Raw genomic sequence first — 22256 nt, forward strand, 5'->3', positions numbered from 1 at the left:
TAGCGTTATCGGTTACGAAGTAAAAACGTGTCTGAGGAGACGACCACGTGATGCATTTGCCCCCGCGCAAGCTGTTGCGCCTTTTGCCCCTTGCCAGCGTATTGCTGGCTGCTTGTAGCATCAACAAACCACAAGGTCCTGGCCCCAGCACCACCTCACCGCAATGGCAGCAGCATCAACAAGCCGTTGAGAAAATCACCCAATATCAAACGCGTGGCGCTTTTGCCTATCTTTCCGATAAGCAAAAAGTCTATGCGCGCTTTAACTGGCAGCAAACCGCCGCCGATCGCTATCGTCTGTTGCTAACCAATCCGCTGGGCAGTACCGAATTGCAGCTGGATGCGCAGGGTTCGGTGGTGCAAATCGTCGATAACAAAGGCAAGCGCTATGTGAGCAATGACGCTGAGAAGATGATTTCACAGTTGACCGGCATGGATATTCCGCTGGCGAATCTGCGTCAGTGGATGATGGGTCTGCCGGGTGATGCCACGGATTATCAGCTCAACAGCAGCTATCAGCTGCAGAGTGTGAATTACAGCCGTAATGGCCAGCAGTGGAAAGTGAACATCTCTGATTATGACAGCAAGGTCAATCCACCGCTGCCGGCCAACCTGGAACTGACTGAAGGTGGTCAGCGAATCAAACTGCGCATGGATAGCTGGACCACGCAATGATCACCACCTGGCCTGCTCCGGCAAAACTGAATCTGTTTCTCTACATTACGGGCCGTCGCGCTGACGGCTACCACAATCTGCAAACGCTGTTTCAGTTTCTTGATCACGGCGACAGGCTTGAGATCACGCCTGACCGCAGTGGGAAGATTACGCTGCTGACGCCGTTAGCGGGCGTCGCCGATGACGATAACCTGATCGTGCGGGCGGCGCGGATGTTACAGCAAGCCGCGGTCGTTCGCGGTACGCTGCCCGAAAACGCGGGTGCGGAGATAGCCCTGGAAAAACGTCTTCCGATGGGCGGCGGACTGGGCGGCGGTTCATCGGATGCCGCGACCGTGTTGGTGGCGCTGAACCATTTATGGCAAACCGGGCTTAGCGTGGATGAGTTAGCCACCCTTGGCGTGCAGCTTGGTGCTGATGTTCCGGTGTTCGTGCGTGGGCACGCCGCCTTTGCCGAAGGGGTTGGCGAGCAGATTCAGCCTGCTGAACCGGAAGAAAAATGGTATCTGGTGGCACATCCTGGTATTAGCATCGGCACGCCGGATATCTTTCGCGATCCTGACTTGACGCGCAATTCACCGATACGCACATTAGATGAACTGTTACAGCGTCCTTTTCACAATGATTGTGAAGCTGTGGCAAGAAAACGTTTTCGCGAGGTTGATGCGCTGCTTTCCTGGCTGCTAGAATACGCGCCGTCGCGCCTGACCGGGACCGGATCTTGTGTATTTGCTGAATTTAGCACCGAATCCGCTGCTCGTCAGGTGCTGGAGCTTGCCCCGAAATGGATTTGCGGATTTGTGGCGCGCGGGCTTAATATCTCGCCGTTGCAACGCACCCTTTCCGGGCTCTAAGCGTTTGCGTGACAGTGCCACCCTGTTCCAGGCACTGCACGTGACGCATTAACACACCCGTATGAACGACTTCAAAAGTATTCGCCGGTTACTTTTGAAACGTTCATTCTCTGGACGCCAAGCCTGAGGTTCTTCTCGTGCCTGATATGAAGCTATTTGCTGGTAACGCCACCCCGGAACTAGCACAACGTATTGCCAACCGCCTTTACACTAGCCTCGGAGACGCCGCTGTCGGCCGTTTCAGTGATGGTGAAGTAAGTGTACAGATCAACGAAAATGTACGCGGTGGTGATATTTTCATCATCCAGTCCACCTGTGCCCCCACCAATGATAATCTGATGGAGCTGGTTGTGATGGTCGACGCGTTGCGTCGGGCTTCTGCTGGTCGTATTACTGCTGTTATCCCTTACTTTGGTTATGCCCGTCAGGACCGCCGCGTGCGTTCTGCTCGTGTGCCTATCACCGCCAAAGTGGTTGCCGATTTCCTCTCCAGCGTGGGTGTTGACCGTGTTCTGACGGTTGATCTGCACGCCGAACAGATTCAGGGCTTCTTCGATGTCCCGGTTGATAACGTGTTCGGTAGCCCAATCCTGCTGGAAGATATGCTGCAGATTGGCCTGGAAAACCCGATTGTGGTTTCTCCGGACATCGGCGGCGTCGTGCGTGCGCGTGCTATTGCTAAGCTGCTCAATGACACTGATATGGCTATCATCGATAAACGTCGCCCGCGTGCGAACGTTTCTCAGGTGATGCACATCATCGGTGACGTGGCAGGTCGTGACTGTGTACTGGTCGACGATATGATCGACACCGGCGGTACGCTGTGCAAAGCAGCTGAAGCGTTGAAAGAGCGCGGCGCGAAACGTGTCTTCGCTTATGCGACTCACCCCATCTTCTCTGGCAACGCGGTCGAAAACCTGCGTAAGTCAGTGATCGATCAGGTTATCGTATGCGACACCATTCCGCTGTCAGACGAGATGAAAGCCCTGCCAATCGTGCGTACCTTAACGCTCTCTGGCATGCTGGCCGAAGCGATTCGCCGTATCAGTAACGAAGAGTCCATCTCCGCAATGTTCGAACATTAATACATTGCATGAAACCGGGCCCCGCGCCCGGTTTTTATTCCCAACAATCCGCTTCATTTACCGATTAAGCCGCTCTCGCTACAGATATTTTCGCGATAAATTTCGTTAAAATTCGCTATTCTCCCTGCCTTACACTCTTTTCATTCGACTCGCGATGCTGCACTTTAGCGGGCCATTGATTAGTGGTATTTTTCTCCACACTTTTTTCTGAGAACTCCGACCACTATGACTCTCGACATTTACACACTATTTGTTTGCGAGCTCTATGTGCTGGGTTTTTTGAGCATTATTTTGGTGTTCGCCTGGGTGGGTGCGCAGTACGATCGCGTGCTGGGGTTCACTACGCTGGCGCTCACATTGACCCTGACAGCGGTGTTTCTCAGCAGTCTGCGCAGTGCTGGATTTGTTTTTCTTCCCATCGCTGTCGGCAACGTGGTGATGATGCTGGCCTATGGTAATCTGCTGAAGGCTTTTCGAGCATTCTGCAATAAACCTCTCGGATTCAGCTGGTTAGCGGCTGCATTGTTATGGGCCATTCTCTGCGTGTTCCCGCAGTTTTACGCCAGCCAACCTAAACGCGTTTTAGTCATATGTCTGCTTTGCATTATTTACACCGGTGCCCTGATTCGCCTGTTATGGCAATCGCGCGATGCACTGCAGGTGACCTTTTGGCCGGCGCAGATGTTGCTGTGGATCCATCTGCTGTTTCACGTGGCGCGTATATTCCTGGATGATGCCATCGCCACCCCGGTGCGCGGCGCGATAGCCGGTTCCAGCTTTTCGGTGTACGTGATTCTTGAATCCATTCTGTTTGTGATTGGCCTGACATTTACCATTCTGGCGATGGTCAATGAGCGCACGCAGATAGCTCACAAACGGGCCTCGCTTCACGATCCCCTGACCAGCGTCTGGAATCGTCGCGCCCTGTTCGAGCAAGCCGATAGATTAGTGTTACGCAATACGCGCAATCCGCAGCCATTGGTTTACTCGGCCGTGCTGTTTGATCTTGACCATTTCAAAGGCATTAACGATCGTTACGGCCATCTGCAAGGTGACAGCGTATTAATCGATTTTTGTCAGGTGGTGCAGGCGTTGCTGCCCGCAGAAGGTCATTTTGCCCGTCTGGGCGGTGAAGAGTTTGCGGCGATTCTGCCGGGCAATAGCGAGGATGCAGAACGGGTGTGTGAGCGTATCCGTCTGGCGACACAGCTGTCGCAGCCCAACGACGTCTGCTATACCGTGAGTATTGGCTATGCTACCGCTAACCATCGCGATCACACCTTCCCGATTTTACTCGGCCTGGCGGACGAAGCGTTATACCGTGCAAAAGCCAGTGGCCGTAACCGCGTCGAACGTTATTTCGTGCAGTTACAGCCGGTGCAGGAAGCTGCTCTCTCTTAATGTGAAGAGTGATTGCGGCGGCAGCGTTTGTCACCGTAATGGCGTAACCAGAAGTAGCGGTCTTCGACACGCTCACGTCCGCTGACGCGCGCCCCTACCAGCCACAACAGTGCCCCGACAAAGATGCTGAACATGGCACCATGCGCGAGGAATTGCGGCAGGTTTAACGCAGGCAGCTGATTAATAATGGAATAGCCGACGCCTAATACCATCGTCAGTAAACCTAAACACATCAGGCCATTACCTAAATAGCGGCATTGTTGACGTTTCATGATTCACCTCCATCCTTATGAAAAAGCAAAACAGCACGTATGGTTAACTTGTCATAAGTTTAGGCAATGACTGCCGGTTAAATTGCGTACAGGATCACACATCCTTCACAATCTCTGACATTTCTTTACGGCCAGAGGCTTGATTTCGATAGAAATTGATAAGTCACGCAGAGGTATCATCTGTACTCAGCACCCTTTGTCATCGCCGCTTGCAGGCAGTAAACTATCGCCCTTTCCGCAGCAAGACAGGATAAACATCGTGAGCAGCATTAAACTGATTGTGGGGCTGGCCAATCCCGGCGCTGAATACGCCGCAACGCGCCATAACGCAGGTGCCTGGTATGTGGATTTGCTGGCCGACCGGAACAATCAGTCATTGAAAGAGGAGCCGAAATTCTACGGCTACACTGCACGCCTGTCACTGGCGGGTGAAGATGTCCGTTTGCTGGTGCCCACTACTTTTATGAACCTGAGTGGCAAAGCGGTTGCGGCAATGGCGACCTTTTATCGCATCGCACCAGAAGAAATTTTAGTGGCACACGATGAACTGGATCTGCCTCCTGGCATCGCCAAATTCAAACAGGGCGGTGGTCATGGCGGGCATAACGGTCTGAAAGACATCATCAGCAAGCTTGGCAATATCAATAATTTCCATCGCCTGCGGGTTGGCATCGGTCATCCCGGCGATCGCAATAAGGTTACCGGCTTCGTGTTAGGCAAACCGCCTGCCAGCGAGCAAAAACTGATTGACGATGCCGTGGATGAAGCGGTGCGCTGCACCGAACTGTGGCTGAAAGAAGACAAAATCAAGGCGATGAACCGCCTGCATGCGTTCAAGGCTGGCTAAGCCCAATTCCCGCGCCGCAGAAGGCAATTCTGTGTATAATGCGCGAAATTTTTTGAATCTGTCGGCGCTGCCAGCCAGTGCCGTACACTCAGTGAGAAAGGTAATCAGACCATGGGATTTAAATGCGGTATTGTGGGCCTGCCGAACGTCGGTAAATCCACCCTGTTCAACGCGCTGACTAAAGCGGGTATCGAAGCAGCCAACTTTCCGTTCTGCACCATCGAGCCTAACACCGGTGTGGTGCCAATGCCCGATCTGCGCCTCGATCAGCTGAGCGAAATCGTTAAGCCACAGCGTGTTGTGCCGACCACCATGGAATTCGTCGATATCGCCGGTCTGGTAAAAGGCGCATCCAAAGGTGAAGGCCTCGGTAACCAGTTCCTGACCAACATTCGTGAAACCGAAGCTATCGGCCACGTGGTGCGTTGCTTCGAGAACGACAATATTATTCACGTTTCCGGCAAAGTGAATCCGGCGGAAGATATTGACGTCATCAACACCGAGCTGGCGCTGTCCGATCTCGACACTTGTGAACGTGCTATTCAGCGTTGCCAGAAGAAAGCCAAAGGCGGCGACAAAGATGCTAAAGCTGAGCTGGCTGCACTAGAGAAGTGCCTGCCGCATCTGTCCGAAGCGGGCATGTTACGCGCGCTGAAACTGGATGCAGACGAGAAAGCGGCCATTCGCTACCTGAGCTTCCTGACCCTGAAGCCCACCATGTACATCGCTAACGTGAACGAGGACGGTTTTGAAAACAACCCGTACCTTGATCAGGTGCGTGCGATTGCAGAAGCCGAAGGTTCAGTGGTGGTGCCGGTATGTGCAGCCGTTGAATCCGACATCGCAGAGCTGGATGACGAAGAGCGTGACGAGTTCATGGCAGAGCTGGGTCTGGAAGAGCCGGGTCTGAACCGCGTGATCCGTGCAGGTTATGCCCTGCTCAACCTGCAAACTTACTTCACCGCTGGCGTGAAAGAAGTACGTGCATGGACCATCCCAGTGGGCGCGACCGCGCCACAGGCAGCCGGTAAAATTCACACCGACTTCGAGAAAGGCTTTATCCGTGCGCAGACCATCGCTTTTGATGACTTTGTTACCTATAAAGGTGAGCAAGGCGCGAAAGAAGCCGGCAAGATGCGCTCAGAAGGTAAAGAGTACATCGTGAAAGATGGCGACGTGATGAACTTCCTGTTCAACGTCTAATCTTCAAGTCGATGATTTGACCCTGTTGAATTAAATTCAGCCAAAAAAATCCACGCCTGGCGTGGATTTTTTATTTCCCATTAGGTAGATTCTTCCGCATTGCCCTCCGGGCGTGTTGGCCATCACATCGCTTTTATCGCTGGCCTAACAAACATTCACCGCTCGCTTTTCCGCAAAAAATCCCCCTTCTGACCACCCTGCTTCAGAGTGTGAACCCGATCATGAAATTGGCTCATGCAGGTTTGAAGTTTAATCACTTTCAATCACCGAGTGACTCTGGCATAAAATTCGCATTGTTATTGACTTAAGACAATGTGAAATCTACCGCAGGTGATAGGCCGAAGTATCAGGTCTACCCGCCTAAAGCCGGAAAGGTTTTGCAGCTGAAATCAGGATACCCGAGCATCATGAGCAACGATTTTGCATTTTCAATTAAGAGCAGCGTTTTCGATGAGAACTACAATCCATCTGAAAATACGCGCATCACCACGAACTTTGCTAACCTGGCACGTGGAACCCATCGCCAGCAGAATTTGCGCAATGCCTTAATGATGATGAACAACCGTTTCAACTCTCTGGCGCACGCGGACAACCCAAAAGGCGATCGTTATGCCGTTGAGCTGGAAATCATTTCTGCGGAAATTGATATTGAAGGCAATGGCAAAACCTTCCCGGTGATCGAAATCCTGAAAACCAATATTGTTGATCGCAAAACTCAGCAGCGTACCGATGGCATCGTAGGCAATAACTTCTCGTCTTACGTGCGTGATTACGATTTTAGCGTGCGTCTGCTGGCGGCCAATAACAATAACTCCGGTTTCAGCCTGCCAGAAGGTTTCGGTGATCTGCACGGCAATATCTTTAAAAGCTTCGTCAACTCGGCGGCTTATCAGGAACGCTTTAATAAAAAGCCAGTGATCTGCCTGAGCGTATCCAGCAAGAACACCTATCACCGCACTGACTATCAGCATCCGGTATTGGGCTTTGAATATCAGCAAGATGAGCTGTCTCTCACCGACCATTACTTCGGCAAAATGGGATTGCAGGCGCGCTACTTCATGCCTGAAAACAGCGTCGCGCCATTAGCTTTCTATTTCACCGGTGACTTGCTGAATGATTACACGGATCTGGAACTGATCGGCACCATCAGCACTATGGAGACGTTCCAGAAGATTTACCGCCCGGAAATTTACAATGCCAACTCTGCCGCAGGCCAGTGCTATCAGCCAAGCCTGACACATGGCGACCATTCATTAACGCGCATTGTTTACGATCGAGAAGAACGCAGCCGGTTGGCAATTGAGCAGGGGAAGTATACGGAAGAGCACTTCATCAAACCCTATCAAGACATTCTTGAGCAGTGGTCTGCACATTACGTTCTTTGATTAAGCCAAAATAAAAGGTTATTGATTATGAAATTGTTATTACCTACTTCAACGGCAGGAAGCTTACCGAAACCGGCCTGGCTTGCTCAACCTGAAACGCTGTGGTCGCCATGGAAATTGCAGGGTGATGAATTAGCCGAGGGCAAAAGAGATGCCCTGCTGTTATCCCTGCAGGATCAGCAATTGGCGGGTATTGATATCGTCAGTGATGGCGAGCAAACGCGCCAGCATTTCGTCACCACCTTTATTGAGCATCTCAGCGGCGTTGATTTTGAAAAGCGTGAGATTGTGAAAATTCGCAATCGCTATGACGCCAGCGTGCCGAGCGTGATCGGTGAAGTCGTACGTAAAAAGCCGGTGTTTGTTGAAGATGCTAAATTCCTGCGCCAGCAAACCAAACAACAGATCAAGTGGGCTCTGCCAGGCCCAATGACCATGATTGATACGCTTTATGATGGTCACTACAAAAGCCGTGAAAAACTCGCCTGGGAATTTGCCAAAATTCTTAACCAGGAAGCCAAAGAGTTAGAAGCAGCCGGTGTTGATATTATTCAGTTTGATGAACCCGCATTTAATGTGTTCTTCGATGAAGTGAATGACTGGGGCATTGCCGCACTGGAAAGAGCCGTTGAAGGTCTGAAGTGCGAAACCGCCGTGCACATTTGCTATGGCTACGGCATTAAAGCGAACACCGACTGGAAAAAGACCCTCGGCACTGAGTGGCGTCAGTACGAAGAAGTGTTCCCTAAACTGCAAAAGTCTTCTATCGATATCATTTCACTGGAAGCGCAGAATTCGCGCGTGCCAATGGATCTGATTGAGCTGATCCGTGGCAAAAAAGTGATGGTCGGTGCCATTGATGTGGCGACCAACACTATTGAAACTGCGGAAGAAGTGGCTGATACCTTGCGTAAAGCACTGCAGTTTGTCGACGCCGATAAGCTTTATCCTTCTACTAACTGCGGTATGACGCCACTGTCGCGCCGTGTTGCCAGAGGTAAGCTGGAAGCCTTGAGCGCAGGTGCTGCTATCGTACGTAACGAACTCACCGCGTAATGCTGATCCACTCACCGCCCAACAGGACGGTGAGTGCTTTTCTCGGTGCCCAGCGATGTTCAAACGGGCACCGTCTTCAGTCTCCTTCCTGCCTCATTCGATCCTGATAAAACCTCATCACGCCCTATGCGCGTGCGCTTGCCTGTCGGCCAGTAACTGATCGACGAAGGTAACGATCTCCGGTTTGGTCTGCTCAATCTCCGCAATTTTGCTGGCAAACTTCGGCAAATAGGCTTTATGGGCATACAACAATTGATCCAGCACTTTGATCGCCGTGTCGCCCGCCGGAATCAGCGGATTAATGGTGAAAGCGTGTAATGCCGCACCGTAATCTCCAGTAACGGCGGCTTCAATCACTGTTTCCTCCATGGCTTTCATTAACTGAATCATGCCGCGCGCCGCAGGCGGTAACGCTCCCCAACGCAGCGGTTCTGCGCCATGAGAAGTGATGGCGGCAGTGACCTCCACCACGCAATCAAACGGTAAATCGGCAATCGCGCCATTATTGCGCGTTGAGACCACCATTAATTTTCCGCTGTTATTTTGAATCGATGCAATGAGATCGCAAGCCGCATCGCTGTAATGCGCCCCGCCCCGCTGACTTAACTCTTCAGGCTTGTAGTTAAGATTGACGTCTTTATATAACTCGAACAGCCGCGCTTCGGTTTTCTTCACCACTTCAGCGCGGGTTTCATACTGTTCGAACTCTTCGATGGCATGAGCGAGCATCGGTTCCTGCAAATAGTAATAGCGGTGATAACCACAGGGCAGCAGGCCGAGATGTTTTACCTGATCGTAGTTAAACGGAATCTGATGAATATTTTTCAGCCCTTCATCGCTTGTTTCCTGCTGGTCTGGGGAATAGATTTTATCAATCAGTTCTGCGGTGCGTTCATTGCCCTGCTGATCCCAGACGCGATGCCAGTGGAAATGGTTAAGCCCGGCAAATTTGAAATAGAGATCGTTCTCTTCCGCACCGAGCACGCTGCATGCCTGAGTGATATGGCCGAACGGCACATTGCACAGGCCAACGGTTTTTTCCCACTTGCCATATTTAATCGCCGCTTCGGTGACCATACCTGCCGGATTAGTGAAATCCACCAGCCAGGCGTTTGGGCACAATTGACGCATATCCTCGATAATATCGAGAATCACCGGCACCGTGCGAAACGCTTTAAATATCCCGCCCGGGCCGTTAGTTTCCTGGCCCAGTAAACCATTGGCTAATGGAATCACTTCGTCTTTTAAGCGTGCATCCAGCAACCCCACGCGGAACTGGGTGGTCACGTAATCCGCATCCTTTAACGCTTCCTTGCGATCGAGAGAAAGATGCACCTGCCAGTCGAGTTTGGCAGCCGCGATCATGCGTTTTGCCATACTGCCAACGATTTCCATCTTCTCTGCGCCGTCCTCAATATCGACCAGCCACAACTCGGCAATCGGCAACTGCTCCTGACGCAGGATAAGCCCTTCAATCAACTCTGGCGTATAGCTGGAACCCCCACCGATAGTGACAATTTTGATCTTATTTGGCATAGGATATAACTCCGTTTGGTTGCAATCAGGTGAGTAAAAAGCGCCGTTGCAGGCAGCATCGGGCCTCACCGCATGGATGATATTTTTTCCTGGTTCGGGTTCATGTTATTTATTCAGCCTGCCTGCGCAGGCTGGAAAGGATATTCATTGCCGAAGAGAGGACAACTCTGATTAATCCGGGTTTCCTGCCCGGGCATTGCAATTAAAGCGCTTCACCCTGCGAGGCGATGACCTTTTTATACCAGGCAAAACTCTTTTTCTTCGAGCGCGAAAAATCGCCGGTTTGATCGTCATTACGGTTTACGTAGATAAAGCCGTAGCGTTTGCTGTATTGGCCGGTGCCAAAAGAGACACAGTCGAGACAGCCCCAGGGCGTGAAGCCCATTAAATCCACGCCATCTTCCAGTACCGCTTTTTTCATTTGCTCGATGTGTTCACGCAGGTAGGCAATACGATAGTCATCATTGACCTCGCCGTTGGCCTCACGTTGATCGACGGCGCCAAACCCATTTTCCACAATAAACAGCGGCTTCTGATAACGCTCATACAGCGCATTTAGTGTGTAGCGCAGGCCAACGGGATCAATCTGCCATCCCCAATCTGACGCCTGCACATGCGGATTTTTTCGGCTGCCGGGGAATGCTTCGAGTGCGCTGTCCATGCGGGTCGCGCTGGCATACTCCACGGCGTTACTCATGTAATAGCTAAAGCCGAGATAGTCGGTGCAGCCTTCTCGCAGCGTTTGTGCATCTTCCGGCGCCATCTCAATGTGGAAACCGCGCAGTTCCCACTCTTTCAAAATGTAGGAAGGATAGGCTCCGCGCATGTGCACATCGCCAAACAGATAGCGTTCCTGCATCGATTTTTGCGCGTACATCACGTCATCAGGATGACATGACCACGGATACAGCGGCACCATCGCCAGCATGCAACCGATCTTGAATTCAGGATTGATTTGATGCCCCAGCTTCACCACTTTGGCACTGGCCACAAACTGATGATGCAGCACCTGATACATCACCTCTTCCGGATTTTCATGATCGGTGAAAATCACGCCTGAGTTGCTGTAGCCGAACAGCGGTCGGCGCCAGTTACGCTGGTTGTTGATCTCGTTAAAGGTCATCCAGTATTTCACTTTGCCTTTGTAGCGCTTCATCACCACTTCGCTATAGCGTACAAAGAGATCGATCAATTCACGATTGAGCCAGCCTCCATATTGCTGCACCAGATGCAATGGCATCTCGAAGTGCGACAGCGTAATCACCGGTTCGATGCCATATTTGAGCAGCTCATCAAACATGTCGTCGTAGAACTGCAGGCCCGCTTCGTTAGGTTGTTGCTCATCGCCTTTCGGGAAGATGCGTGTCCAGGCAATCGAGGTACGGAAACACTTAAAACCCATCTCGGCAAACAACGCGATATCGTCTTTGTAGTGATGATAAAAATCGGTGGCCTGATGATTGGGGTAGTGTTTCCCCTCGACAATGCCATCGGTAATTTCACGTTCAACGCCATGCGCTCCGCCCGTCAACACATCGACGATGCTCGGCCCTTTACCGCCTTCGTTCCATCCACCTTCAACCTGATGCGCGGCAACGGCGCCGCCCCATAAAAAATCAGCCGGTAACTGAGACATAATCCATCCTTTCATGTGATTAACTGCGTCTTACTGCAAGTGGGTTTTTGATAACTCCTGCACCTGACGATGCAGATAGATCAGCTCTTCAACTAAATCGCGACACAACATAGCGTTCATCAGATGATCCTGCGCATGCACCATAATCAGGTTGACCGGAATTTTGCCGCAGCCTTCATCCGCACCGATTAACGCGGTTTGAATTTTGTGGGCTTCGCGCGCGGCATCTCGTGCACTTGCCAGCAACGCATCGGCTTCCTGCCAGTTGTGTTTTCGGGCCGCTTGCAGTGCCTGCATCGATGATGAACGGGCTTCCCCTGCATGAATGATCAGCTCCATCACCGTGCTTTCCATTTCCTGCATCTCTTGCATTACTTCATCTCCTCAGCCAGTTGTTCCTGCGCCATCTCTTCTTCCTGCGCAAGCAGTTGGCGTTCATACATTTTGAAGAACGGGTAATAAATCAGCGTGGATAAACAAATCAGGAACGCGACTAACACCACTGCGCGCCAGTCCCAGCCGGTTGACCAGGCGGCACCAATCGGTCCCGGCGTGGTCCAGGGTGCCAGCGAAATGACGTGGTTGATCAGGTTGGTACGGGTGGCGGTCCAGGCGATAACCGCGTTGATCAACGGCGTGGTGATAAAGGGAATAAACAGCAGCGGATTCATCACCACCGGTGAACCGAAAATAATCGGCTCATTGATGTTAAACATACCGGGTACAAAGCCGAGGCGGCCGATGGCGCGCAGATGCGCGGAGCGGCTGCGCAGATAGAGAATCACCAGGCCCATGGTGGCACCCGATCCGCCTACGGTGATGAAGAACTGCCAGAATGGCTCGATAAAGATTTTAGGGATCTCTTGCCCGGCATTTAACGCTTCCTGGTTAAGCCCCAGATTACTCAGCCAGAATGCCTGCAGGATGCCGCCGACAATCGCCGCACCGTGAATGCCGGCAAACCACAGCAAATGACATAGCAAGACGGCGATGAGCACCGCAGGCAGTGAATCGGCTGCTGAGATAATTGGCGCAAACACTGACATGATGGCCTGAGGAATCAACAGACCAAAGTGGCTCTCCATAAACAGGTTCAGCGGGTAGAGCGTCAGGAAAATCACCATGATGGGGATCAGCAGGTCAAAGGACTGACGAATCTTCGGCGGCACCTGTTCCGGCAGTTTGAAACCAATGTTGTACTTCACCAGCCAGTGCATCACTTCCGTGCAGTACAGGCTGATCAGGATGGCGGTGAATATTCCTTCCCCACCCAGCGAAGCGACGGACAATGCGCCGTTCTTTTCCGGTGCAGCCACCACCAAAAAAGTCATCAGCGACAGCAGCGCCGCCATCAGGCCATTCAGTTTGTAGCTTTGCGCCAGGTTATAGGCAATCGCGCCGGTGATGAACACCGCCATGATGCCCATCGTCATGTTGTAGGGCATCATCAGCTGGTCGTTGTACTGCTTCACCATGCCCAGCCACCACTGGGCGAAGCCCCATTGGCTGTCCTGACTGAAAGGAGGATGTGAGAACAGCAGCATGAATGAGCCGACAATCAGGAACGGCATTGAGGCAATAAATCCGTCCTTGATCGCCACCACATGCCGTTGCGATGAGAGTCGCGCAGCAATCGGACTGATGCGGTTTTCAATCACACCAAATAAGGAGTCAGCCAGTGTACTCATCATGCCCCCTTATTAGCATCAATCAGGGCGAGCGCCGACTTCAGGATCTTTTCGCCATTTAACATGCCGTAATCCATGGTATTAATGACGGTAACCGGTTTGTGATACTCCTGCGCCTGACGTTCGAAATCTGCCAGCTTATATTTGATCTGTGGGCCTAGCAGACAACAGTCATACTCGGCGATTTTTTCACTGAACTCTTCCATTCCAACGGCATCAATTTTGGCTTCTAAACCCAGCTGCGTAGCGGCTTTCTGCATTCTTTGTACGACCATGCTGGTTGACATACCTGCGGAACAACACAATAGAATTTTCACCATGACACCCTCCGTTTTTTTTAAATAATTACGCGCCGAGAATCGTTTCTGCAACCGGTTACAGATTCAATTTGTTCTTTTTGTGATCCATAACTCAAACCGTTAAACCTTATTTAAAGAGTGAAAATATGATTAATCTGAGACCGGTTTCATATTATTTTTATGTTAGCCTTTTAAATATGTGATGAAATCGGATGATAATGAGAAAAAACGTTATCGGTTAGAAGAGCCTCACTCTGCGGTTTTCAGATTGAGCTTTTGCGCTACAATGCGCGAGAACGCTGAGAAGGAAGATAAATGACGACAATGCTTGATGTCGCAAAACGCGCAGGTGTGTCAAAAGCCACGGTGTCACGGGTGCTGGCTGGCCATGCTTATGTGTCTAAAACGGTGCGGGATCGGGTGATGCTGGCCATAGATGAGATGGATTACCGTCCTAATCTGCTGGCACGAAGCCTTGCGACCAACCGTTCGCACAGTATTGGTCTGATGGTACCCAATACGCTTTACAATGGTCCCTTTTTTACCGAGCTACTATTCCAGGCCGCGACCATGACGGAAAAACTCGGTTCACAACTGGTGCTGGGCGATGGTAAACACAATGCGCAGCAAGAGCGCGAGGCCATAAACTTTTTAATCGATAGCTTTTGCGATGCCGTGATTATCTATCCGCGCTATTTAAGCGTGGAAGATATTGATGCCCTTATTCCTGGCATGAGTAAGCCGTTAATCGTGTTAAACCGCCGTTTGAAGCAGCATCCGCAATATTCGGTGTGTGCTGACCACGAAAATGACACCCTCAACGCGGTGAATCATTTAATTGCTCAGGGCCACCGCGAGATCGCTTTCATCAAAGGGATGGGTAGCTCTCACACCGGATTAAGTCGTCTGAAAGGCTATATTTCATCGTTGATGGACAATGGCATTGAATACGACGAAAACCTGATGCTGGACGGCTGCTGGACCAGCGCCAGTGGGCAACTGGCGGTTGAAGCACTGTTACGTCGTAAAGTCAGATTTTCCGCGATTGTCGCCAGCAATGATGATATGGCAATTGGCGCCGCCTGCGCCTTGCACAACGCGGGTTTGCGCATCCCGCATGACGTCTCCTTGCTGGGCTTTGATGATATCCCGGTTGCGCCCTATCTCCTGCCGGCGTTAACCACGGTGCATGTTCCGGTTGCTGAGATGGTGTCGAGCGCATTAACGCAACTGTCTAAAATGCTGGATGGCGAAAGCGTGACGGCGCAGCCACTGATGCCGGGCCGACTGGTGCTGCGTAATTCGATCACCCAGGGACCGTATTACCAGCAAAAATAACGGCGCCGTGCGATAATCTGGCTTATTTTGCCACGATGAGCATTTTACGCCATGAAGCACTTTCTCGTTATCGTCCCCGATGGCGGCATGTTATTTGAAGCCGCCGGTATTGCCGACATCCTGATGCACGCCAACCTGCACCTGCCCGTTGGCGTTGATCAGCCACGTTATCGCGTCAGTATCGCCACCACGCAGCCGCATCAGGTGATCCATGGTCAGTCGGGCCTCAACCTGCTGGCTGACCTGAAGCTGGCCGAATTAGATCCCCGCGCCGCCTGGGACACCATCATGATTACCGGACGCGGTGACAGCGTTGAAGAGGGCAATATGGTGGTGGATTTCATCAGACTGGCTGCTCCGCAGGCTCGCCGCGTGGTGTCAATTTGTGGTGGCGCGATGCTGCTCGCCGAAGCCGGTTTGCTCGACGGACGCCGCGCCACGTCACACTGGCGCCTGCTGGAAACCCTGCAAACCCGCTTCCCCCGTGTTCAGGTGGAAGGGGGTCCGCTGTATATTCAGGATGGTCCTATCTGGACGTCCGGCGGCGTCAGCTCCGGCTTTGATCTCACGCTGGCGCTGGTTGAAGAGGATTTTGGCTTCAGCGTGGCACGCGATATCGCTCAGGATATGGTGATGTATTTGCGTCGCCCCGGCGGACAGATGCAGTTCAGCCGCTACCAGTTACAGCAAACCAGCACTGGCCCGATCCACGATCTGCAAAGCTGGATACGCGCTAACCTGGCGAAAGATCTGTCGGTTGAGAAATTGGCCGAACGTGTCGCCATGAGTCCACGCAATTTCACCCGCGTATTCACCCGTGAAACCGGTGCGTCACCGGCGCGCTATGTCGCAGAAGCGCGATTGGCCGCCGCACGAGAACTGTTGGAACAGAGCCGCGCGACGCTGGAACGCATCGCCCTTGACACCGGATTTGGCAGCAGCATCAATTTGCGCCGCAGTTTTGAGCGCCAGCTGCATCTCACTCCGGGTGAATATCGCCAACGCTTTCACTGCCGCAAAATGGCGTAAAGTGATCCTTTTTTGTCGTTTACGCCAATCACACATCGTCCTACATTGACTGCAACCACTTCGGATAGGGAGTCAATGATGATTAAGATTGGCATTAACGGCTTTGGCCGTATCGGACGTAACGTGTTCCGCGCCGCACTCGGCAGCAACGATATTGAGATTGTGGCGATTAACGATCTCACCGACAGCAAAACGCTGGCGCATCTGCTTAAACACGACTCATTGTTAGGCAGACTTCCTGCAGAAGTTGAGGCCGGTGAAGGTGAGCTGCGCATCGATGGTAAGCCGGTGCGGGTGTTCAGCGAACGCGACCCGGCCAATATCCGCTGGCGTGACGTGGGTGTTGATATTGTGATTGAAGCCACCGGCTTCTTCACCGAGCGCGAGAAAGCGGCAGTGCATATCACGCACGGCGGCGCAAAAAGAGTGATTATCTCCGCTCCTGGTAAAAACGATGATTTGACGATTGTGCTGGGCGTGAACGATCAGCGCTACGATCCCCAGCAGCATTTCGTGGTGAGTAACGGCAGTTGCACGACCAACGGCCTCGCGCCAGCCGCGCAAGTATTGCATCAGGCATTTGGTATTGAGCATGGTCTGATGAATACCACTCATGCTTATACCAATAGCCAGGTGCTGCACGATCAGCCGGAGAAAGATCTGCGCGGCGCGCGCGCGGCGGCGCTGTCAATCGTGCCTTACTCCAGCGGTGCGGCTAAAGCGCTGGGCCGTGTCATCCCGGAACTGGATGGCCGTCTGACGGGGTATTCACTGCGCGTGCCGGTGCCAGTGGTGTCGATTGTGGATCTCACCGTGAGGCTGAAGCGTGATGTGACGGCAGAAGAAGTGAACAATGCATTTAAGGCCGCCGCCGCTGAAGGTCCATTAAAAGGCATTCTGGGATACAGCGATGAGCCACTGGTCTCCAGCGATTATCAGGGCGATCCACGTTCATCGATCATTGATGGGCTCTCTACCCTGGTGATTGGTGGCAACCTGGTCAAAATCCTCGCCTGGTACGATAACGAGTGGGGCTTCTCAAATCGTCTGGTGGATTTAGCGCGCTTAATGGCGCAGCGCGGATTGTAATTCGCACCAATCTGCAGCCAAAAAAATCCCCGCTGATGCGGGGATTCTCGTTGCTGCCGGGCGTGGTTACTTAATGCCCATCGCATCCTTCAGCGTAAAGAACAAGTCCGTCTGATCGGTCAGGCCCACCACGTTAGCCGCATAAGGACCATAGGCCGCGATGCGCAACTGTGTGCCGGTATGCCCCTGAGAATCCTCTTCAGAGTTACCATAACTGATGGTCATGACCGCACCATCTTTGGTGTTCACCGCCTGGGTCAGGCCTGGGGCTTTGCTGCCATTTTCAATAATCTGGCTGCTATGCGCATGGTCTGCCGTCACTACCACCAGCGTGTCACCGTGTTCACGTGCAAAAGCCAGCGCCTGCTGCACGGCCTCATCCAGATCCACCGTTTCGCCAATCTGGCCGCACGGGTTCGCCGCGTGATCCTGTTTATCTATTGAAGCCCCTTCTACCTGCAGGAAGAAGCCTTTCTCATTGGTGCTCAGCAGATCAATCGCCTTTTTGGTCATCTGCGCCAATGTTGGTGTTGATGCCGGGCGATCTTTATTGACTTCACAGGTCACCACCGGTTTATCGATATTGCCGTGATAGCTGGCTTTCGGTCCCTGCCAGCGAACCGGCATATTGCCGTCAGAGAACAGCCCGAGCACCGGCTTCGTCTGATCGGCCTGTTTAATTGCATTCATGCCATCAAGGTTATCGACCAGCTGGAAGCCCAGTGCCTGAGCCTGCTCGCGCAGGGTTTTACCCTGATATTCACCCGCTTTGGCGCTTTCAGAGAACGATTTCGCCCCGCCGCCAAGGGTGACATCTGGACGGGTTTTCAGCATCTGCTCGCTGATGGACCCTTTACCGCCCTGCTCCAGCGCATTGGTGGGACACAGCTCGCTGGTTTTCTCCGGGCCATAACATTTACGCGACGTGACATGCGCCATTAAAGCGGCGGGCGTGGCATCCTGCAATTCTGCAGTCGAGACGTTACCGGTGGCTTTCCCAGCGGCTTTCGCCAACTCCAGAATGGTGACCTGATCCTTGCCATTAACGTCTACGCCGATGGCGCCGTTATAAGATTTGGTGCCCGTCGCCCAGGCGGTCGCGGAGGCAGCCGAATCGGTCACGTAATTCGGTTTGTGAGTTTTCTTGTCTAACGAGTAGTGGGTGTACTGACCGGTTAACGGCAGCGCATCAATGCCTGGGAAGAAACCACCCGCGCCCATCGCCTGATTTCGTGCAGCGGTGATTTCCGAGTCACCCATGCCATCGCCGATCAATAAGATGATGTTTTTGGCCGTGGTATTAACGAGTGAGGCTTTCAGCGCTTCCGTCTGGTCGCTGCTGAGGCGGCGCGCGCCACCGTGTTCGGTGATATCACCGGTGGCGGCGCGGCTATACGTTGTTGTGTCTGCCACTGCTGACGTCGCGATGAGTGAAGCCAGCAGAGAAACCGTGAAAAGAGGTATGTGTTTCATTTATAAGCATCCTTATCAGTAAATATAACCAAATGTTTCCGCAGACAAGTCTGCGACAGTCTGGTGACACTTTTGTGGCAGAGAAGGAATAATTTGATGACAGAACACGCAGTTCGGCGAGAGATGCAGCAAGCTGCATAGAGCTTAAGCGGATAGAACAAAAGGAGAAAATAGGGCTTGACCGTATTCAGGTAACTCCCTATAGTAGCGCCCCGTTGACCCAGTGCGGTTGGCAGAAAAAATGTGGTGAGATGTCCGAGTGGCTGAAGGAGCACGCCTGGAAAGTGTGTATACGGCAACGTATCGGGGGTTCGAATCCCCCTCTCACCGCCATCATTTTGAAGAAGAGCCTGAACGAAAGTTCAGGCTTTTTTTGTCTTCAATTCAGCCACATCGTTAATTTATCTGGCCATCTTCCATTACCATCGCTAAAAACTTGTCTCTTAGCGGGTCCTTAATATGACCATTCCACGCCAAACCGGTGTGCCATTGGGTATGCTCGCCTTCCAGAAGCAATAGTGTGACGCCTACAGGCAGGATGTGTTTCACACTCGCCGGCAGTAACGCCACACCATCACCAGCGGCCACCAGCGCCAGTAACGTCTGAATATCATCAGCAGCCGACACCGTGCGCGGCGTGAGGTTTCTTGCGGTCAGGAATTGATCGGCCTGCGTAGTGAGCCCTTCGCCCCGCTGAGGTGCCAACTGTAAGAGTTGATGATTTTCAATAACCTGTGTTGTTTCTAAGTGACTCGATAATTGATCAGCGGCTACCGCCAGCACTAATTGTTCCGTATCCAGACTGTGACTTTGCAGTGGTTCAGGCACGGGTAAGCGCACAAATCCCACCTGCAGTCGTCCTTCAGCAAGCCATTGGGTCTGAACCGCCGAAGGCATATCGTTGAGCGAGACCTGTACGCCGGGATAACGAACGCGAAAGGCAGCGACACGTTTGGCAGCAAAAAGATAAGAAGAGATGCCAAAACCCAGAGTGAGTTTTCCTGAATCCCCTCTTTGGATCGCCGTCACGTCAGCGAAAAAATCCGCATAGCGCTCCACTGCCTCGCTGGCAGCCGCTAACAATTGATCTCCCGCCACCGTTAACCGCGCACCATGCCGTCCGCGATGAAATAACGTCACACCAGAAAGGTGCTCCAGTGTCTGGATCTGTTTCGAGAGTGCGGGCTGGGTGATGCAGAGCTTATTGGCCGCCGAGTGGTAGGTGCCTTCTTGCGCCAGCGTCACAAAGGCGCGTAACAGTTTAATATCCATTCCAATCGGTTATCAAAGTGGGAGAAGTTGTGATTATACACGGTGGTTTTCCCTCTGGTGAAATAGCGACCTGGTTCCTTTTGGAGAATCACCATGGAACATTCACTTCGCGTTGCCACCGTGCAGTTTTGCCATCGCGCCAGCGACAAAGCTTACAATCTTTCCGTGATGGAGCGCTTTATCGCGCAGGCCGCACAAGAAGAAGTCAAAATATTAGCCTTTCCTGAAATGTGCATCACGGGTTACTGGCATGTGCCGGATCTGCCCATTACAGAGGTCGAAGCCCTGGCCGAGCGCACGGAAAACAGCCCGTCACTGGCGCGTATCGCGAGCCTGGCGGAAAAGCATCAGATGGCGATCGGCGCCGGCTACATCGAAAAGCATGATAATGGACTGCTCTACAATGCCTATGCGGTCTGCATGCCGGATGGCCAACGCCATGTACATCGTAAGATCCATGCTTTCGAACATGCGGGCATCGCCCAGGGAAATGAATTCACCGTGTTTGACACGCCATGGGGGGTGAAAGTCGGGATTCTGATTTGCTGGGACAATAATTTAACCGATAACGTCCGCATCACCGCGCTCATGGGAGCCGATATTCTGATTGCCCCGCATCAAACAGGTGGCACCCATTCACGCAGTCCCTTTGGTATGAAACCCTTTCCGGTGAGTCTGTGGGAAAACCGAGAAAGCGATCCCAGCGCACTGGAAATCGCTCTGGCTAGCGACAGCGGTCGAGGCTGGTTGATGCGCTGGCTGCCTTCGCGTGCGCACGATAACGGTCTTTTCGTCCTGTTCAGTAATGGCGTCGGACTGGATAACGGCGAGATCCGTACCGGCAATGCGATGGTGATTGATCCCTATGGCCGCATCGTTAACGAAACCACTTCCTTCAGGGATACGCTGGTGAGTGCCGACCTGGATCTCTCGTTACTGGCGATGTCTACCGGACGCCGCTGGATCCACGGTCGTCGCCCGGAGCTTTATCAACTCCTGTGTGAACCTCAGGGCTATGAGCGTGATGCACGTACTGCACGGTTCTCCGAAGATGTTCCTGAGTTCGATCACAAAATGGCGCGTAAAACATTTTTGGATAAAAAATAACGCAGCATGAGGAGTAAACCTTTCGCTTTTTATGAATATCGACACTGAAGACGCCTGGGGAAGTTAATACTAATATAGGGAAAAACAATAAATGAAGGGATTTATGCATCATGGCATTTTTATCTGCGCCATGACATTCACCTCGTTAGCTGAAGCGGTAATAGAAATTCCGTTTAAATTCGATGAGAGTGCAGTACCGATTGCAACACTGAATATTAATGGTCAGGATGGCGAGTTCATGCTTGATACCGGCTCCGCATTTGCTTTCCATTTTGATCAGTCATTTATACGACAGGTGCCCTGGTTAAAACCCCTAAAGGAGAAAGTGCGCACCACCGATCTGACCGGCGAAGTGTTCCTGCATGATAAATTCATGTTCCACCATGTTTACGTCAATGGTATGAACTTTGAGAATGTTGAAGGGATTTCCCTGGTTCCATGGGGGCTGACGCTGCAGCCTGACGGCAAACGTCCGGAAAGTATGGTTATCGGATTGGGGCTATTCCGGCAGAAAGCCCTGCTCATCGATTATCAGCATCGCCTTTTTTCCGTTGCTGATCGGCTGGACGATTTCAATATCGATCGTCAGCAATGGTTAGCGCTGCCGTTAACCTTAACCCATGAGGGTATTATCATTGAGGCAATGAAGAATAATGAAACCTTTAATATGCTGCTGGATACCGGTGCATCACACTCAATGCTGTGGAGTAAACGTTTAAATAGAACAGAGAACGTTTATCCCTGCAAAGAAGTCATCGACGAATTGGATTATGAAGGCTGCCGGGCGACTCAAATAAATATCAAAAACGCGACATCCGGGGAAATAGATATCGATGTCGTGCTATTAGATGATGTTGACTCGCGAATGGCAGCGGAGGGTTTATTAGGCACCGATTTCTTACAGCACCATCGTGTTCTGATCGATTTTCCTAACCAGCAGTTATTCATTGAACCAGGCTAAGTAGCAATAAAAAAACCCGGCTTGCGCCGGGTTTTGCTTCGCAACACTCTC

At 52.1% G+C, this 22256-nt stretch carries 21 protein-coding genes and 1 tRNA gene; 14 read left to right on the forward strand and 8 right to left on the reverse strand.

The annotated features are described in order from the left end of the window. Positions 1-50: 50 nt before the first annotated feature. The 4 genes from lolB (at position 51) to QMZ65_RS02630 (ending at position 4014) form a co-directional block, all read left to right on the forward strand. Entirely contained in the window at positions 51-674 is a 624-nt protein-coding gene (lolB, locus tag QMZ65_RS02615) for a lipoprotein insertase outer membrane protein LolB (RefSeq protein WP_034824277.1), read from the forward strand. Continuing rightward, entirely contained in the window at positions 671-1528 is an 858-nt protein-coding gene (ispE, locus tag QMZ65_RS02620; RefSeq protein WP_097116828.1) for a 4-(cytidine 5'-diphospho)-2-C-methyl-D-erythritol kinase, read from the forward strand. Before lolB ends, ispE begins: the two co-directional genes overlap by 4 nt. 137 nt (positions 1529-1665) lie before the next feature. After that, positions 1666-2613, forward strand: a complete 948-nt coding sequence (prs, locus tag QMZ65_RS02625; RefSeq protein ID WP_034824282.1) for a ribose-phosphate diphosphokinase — start codon at positions 1666-1668, stop codon at positions 2611-2613. Positions 2614-2838: 225 nt separating this feature from the next. Further along, positions 2839-4014, forward strand: coding sequence for a GGDEF domain-containing protein (locus QMZ65_RS02630; protein WP_283215319.1), 1176 nt, complete (start codon positions 2839-2841; stop codon positions 4012-4014). On the opposite strand, the gene ychH is transcribed toward QMZ65_RS02630, so the two are convergent. Then, complete coding sequence (ychH, locus tag QMZ65_RS02635) at positions 4011-4286, reverse strand: stress-induced protein YchH (RefSeq protein ID WP_034824286.1); 276 nt, start codon at positions 4284-4286, stop codon at positions 4011-4013. The two genes, QMZ65_RS02630 and ychH, sit on opposite strands and share 4 nt — an antisense overlap. A gap of 259 nt (positions 4287-4545) precedes the next feature. Between ychH and pth the strand changes: the two genes are divergently transcribed. The 4 genes from pth to QMZ65_RS02655 all read left to right on the forward strand — a co-directional run bounded on the left by pth (position 4546) and on the right by QMZ65_RS02655 (position 8777). Beyond that, complete coding sequence (gene pth, locus QMZ65_RS02640; protein ID WP_211728400.1) at positions 4546-5133, forward strand: aminoacyl-tRNA hydrolase; 588 nt, start codon at positions 4546-4548, stop codon at positions 5131-5133. A gap of 111 nt (positions 5134-5244) precedes the next feature. Beyond that, positions 5245-6336 (forward strand): redox-regulated ATPase YchF, encoded by a 1092-nt coding sequence (gene ychF / locus QMZ65_RS02645; protein ID WP_034824290.1) that lies wholly within the window; start codon positions 5245-5247, stop codon positions 6334-6336. Positions 6337-6743: 407 nt separating this feature from the next. Continuing rightward, positions 6744-7721, forward strand: a complete 978-nt coding sequence (locus QMZ65_RS02650) for a DUF1852 domain-containing protein (RefSeq protein WP_058960220.1) — start codon at positions 6744-6746, stop codon at positions 7719-7721. Positions 7722-7748: 27 nt separating this feature from the next. Then, positions 7749-8777, forward strand: coding sequence for a methionine synthase (locus tag QMZ65_RS02655; RefSeq protein WP_097116825.1), 1029 nt, complete (start codon positions 7749-7751; stop codon positions 8775-8777). 117 nt (positions 8778-8894) lie between these two features. Here QMZ65_RS02655 and QMZ65_RS02660 read toward each other — a convergent pair whose 3' ends face one another. The 5 genes from QMZ65_RS02660 to QMZ65_RS02680 all read right to left on the reverse strand — a co-directional run bounded on the left by QMZ65_RS02660 (position 8895) and on the right by QMZ65_RS02680 (position 13957). Beyond that, positions 8895-10313, reverse strand: a complete 1419-nt coding sequence (locus tag QMZ65_RS02660; RefSeq protein WP_283215320.1) for a 6-phospho-beta-glucosidase — start codon at positions 10311-10313, stop codon at positions 8895-8897. Positions 10314-10515: 202 nt separating this feature from the next. Next, positions 10516-11949, reverse strand: coding sequence for a 6-phospho-beta-glucosidase (locus QMZ65_RS02665; protein ID WP_097116823.1), 1434 nt, complete (start codon positions 11947-11949; stop codon positions 10516-10518). 30 nt (positions 11950-11979) lie between these two features. Beyond that, complete coding sequence (locus tag QMZ65_RS02670) at positions 11980-12312, reverse strand: PTS lactose/cellobiose transporter subunit IIA (protein WP_160832839.1); 333 nt, start codon at positions 12310-12312, stop codon at positions 11980-11982. An 8-nt stretch (positions 12313-12320) separates the two neighbouring features. Continuing rightward, entirely contained in the window at positions 12321-13637 is a 1317-nt protein-coding gene (locus QMZ65_RS02675) for a PTS sugar transporter subunit IIC (RefSeq protein WP_034824306.1), read from the reverse strand. Beyond that, positions 13637-13957, reverse strand: coding sequence for a PTS sugar transporter subunit IIB (locus tag QMZ65_RS02680; RefSeq protein WP_034824314.1), 321 nt, complete (start codon positions 13955-13957; stop codon positions 13637-13639). The genes QMZ65_RS02675 and QMZ65_RS02680 overlap by 1 nt, the downstream gene beginning before the upstream one ends. A 294-nt stretch (positions 13958-14251) precedes the next feature. Here QMZ65_RS02680 and QMZ65_RS02685 point away from each other — a divergent pair, with 294 nt between their 5' ends. The 3 genes from QMZ65_RS02685 to gap all read left to right on the forward strand — a co-directional run bounded on the left by QMZ65_RS02685 (position 14252) and on the right by gap (position 17392). Continuing rightward, a complete protein-coding gene (locus QMZ65_RS02685) occupies positions 14252-15274 on the forward strand; it encodes a LacI family DNA-binding transcriptional regulator (protein WP_283215321.1) in 1023 nt (340 codons plus the stop codon). Between the two features lie 51 nt (positions 15275-15325). Further along, complete coding sequence (locus QMZ65_RS02690; protein WP_097116820.1) at positions 15326-16303, forward strand: GlxA family transcriptional regulator; 978 nt, start codon at positions 15326-15328, stop codon at positions 16301-16303. 78 nt (positions 16304-16381) lie between these two features. Beyond that, complete coding sequence (gene gap, locus QMZ65_RS02695) at positions 16382-17392, forward strand: type I glyceraldehyde-3-phosphate dehydrogenase (protein ID WP_097116819.1); 1011 nt, start codon at positions 16382-16384, stop codon at positions 17390-17392. Between the two features lie 66 nt (positions 17393-17458). Here gap and phoA read toward each other — a convergent pair whose 3' ends face one another. Beyond that, positions 17459-18865, reverse strand: coding sequence for an alkaline phosphatase (gene phoA / locus QMZ65_RS02700; RefSeq protein WP_283215322.1), 1407 nt, complete (start codon positions 18863-18865; stop codon positions 17459-17461). 245 nt (positions 18866-19110) lie between these two features. Between phoA and QMZ65_RS02705 the strand changes: the two genes are divergently transcribed. Continuing rightward, positions 19111-19198: transfer RNA gene (locus QMZ65_RS02705), tRNA-Ser, on the forward strand. A gap of 63 nt (positions 19199-19261) precedes the next feature. Here the strand turns inward: QMZ65_RS02705 and QMZ65_RS02710 are convergent. Continuing rightward, positions 19262-20137, reverse strand: coding sequence for a LysR family transcriptional regulator (locus tag QMZ65_RS02710; RefSeq protein WP_160832801.1), 876 nt, complete (start codon positions 20135-20137; stop codon positions 19262-19264). 93 nt (positions 20138-20230) lie between these two features. On the opposite strand from QMZ65_RS02710, the gene QMZ65_RS02715 reads away from it, so the two are divergent. Beyond that, positions 20231-21244 (forward strand): nitrilase family protein, encoded by a 1014-nt coding sequence (locus tag QMZ65_RS02715; RefSeq protein ID WP_160832800.1) that lies wholly within the window; start codon positions 20231-20233, stop codon positions 21242-21244. Between the two features lie 91 nt (positions 21245-21335). Then, positions 21336-22205, forward strand: a complete 870-nt coding sequence (locus QMZ65_RS02720) for a pepsin/retropepsin-like aspartic protease family protein (RefSeq protein WP_283215323.1) — start codon at positions 21336-21338, stop codon at positions 22203-22205. Positions 22206-22256 lie beyond the last annotated feature (51 nt).

The sequence above is a fragment of the Pantoea sp. EABMAA-21 genome, from assembly GCF_030053335.1.
In the GTDB taxonomy this organism is placed as follows: domain Bacteria; phylum Pseudomonadota; class Gammaproteobacteria; order Enterobacterales; family Enterobacteriaceae; genus Pantoea; species Pantoea communis.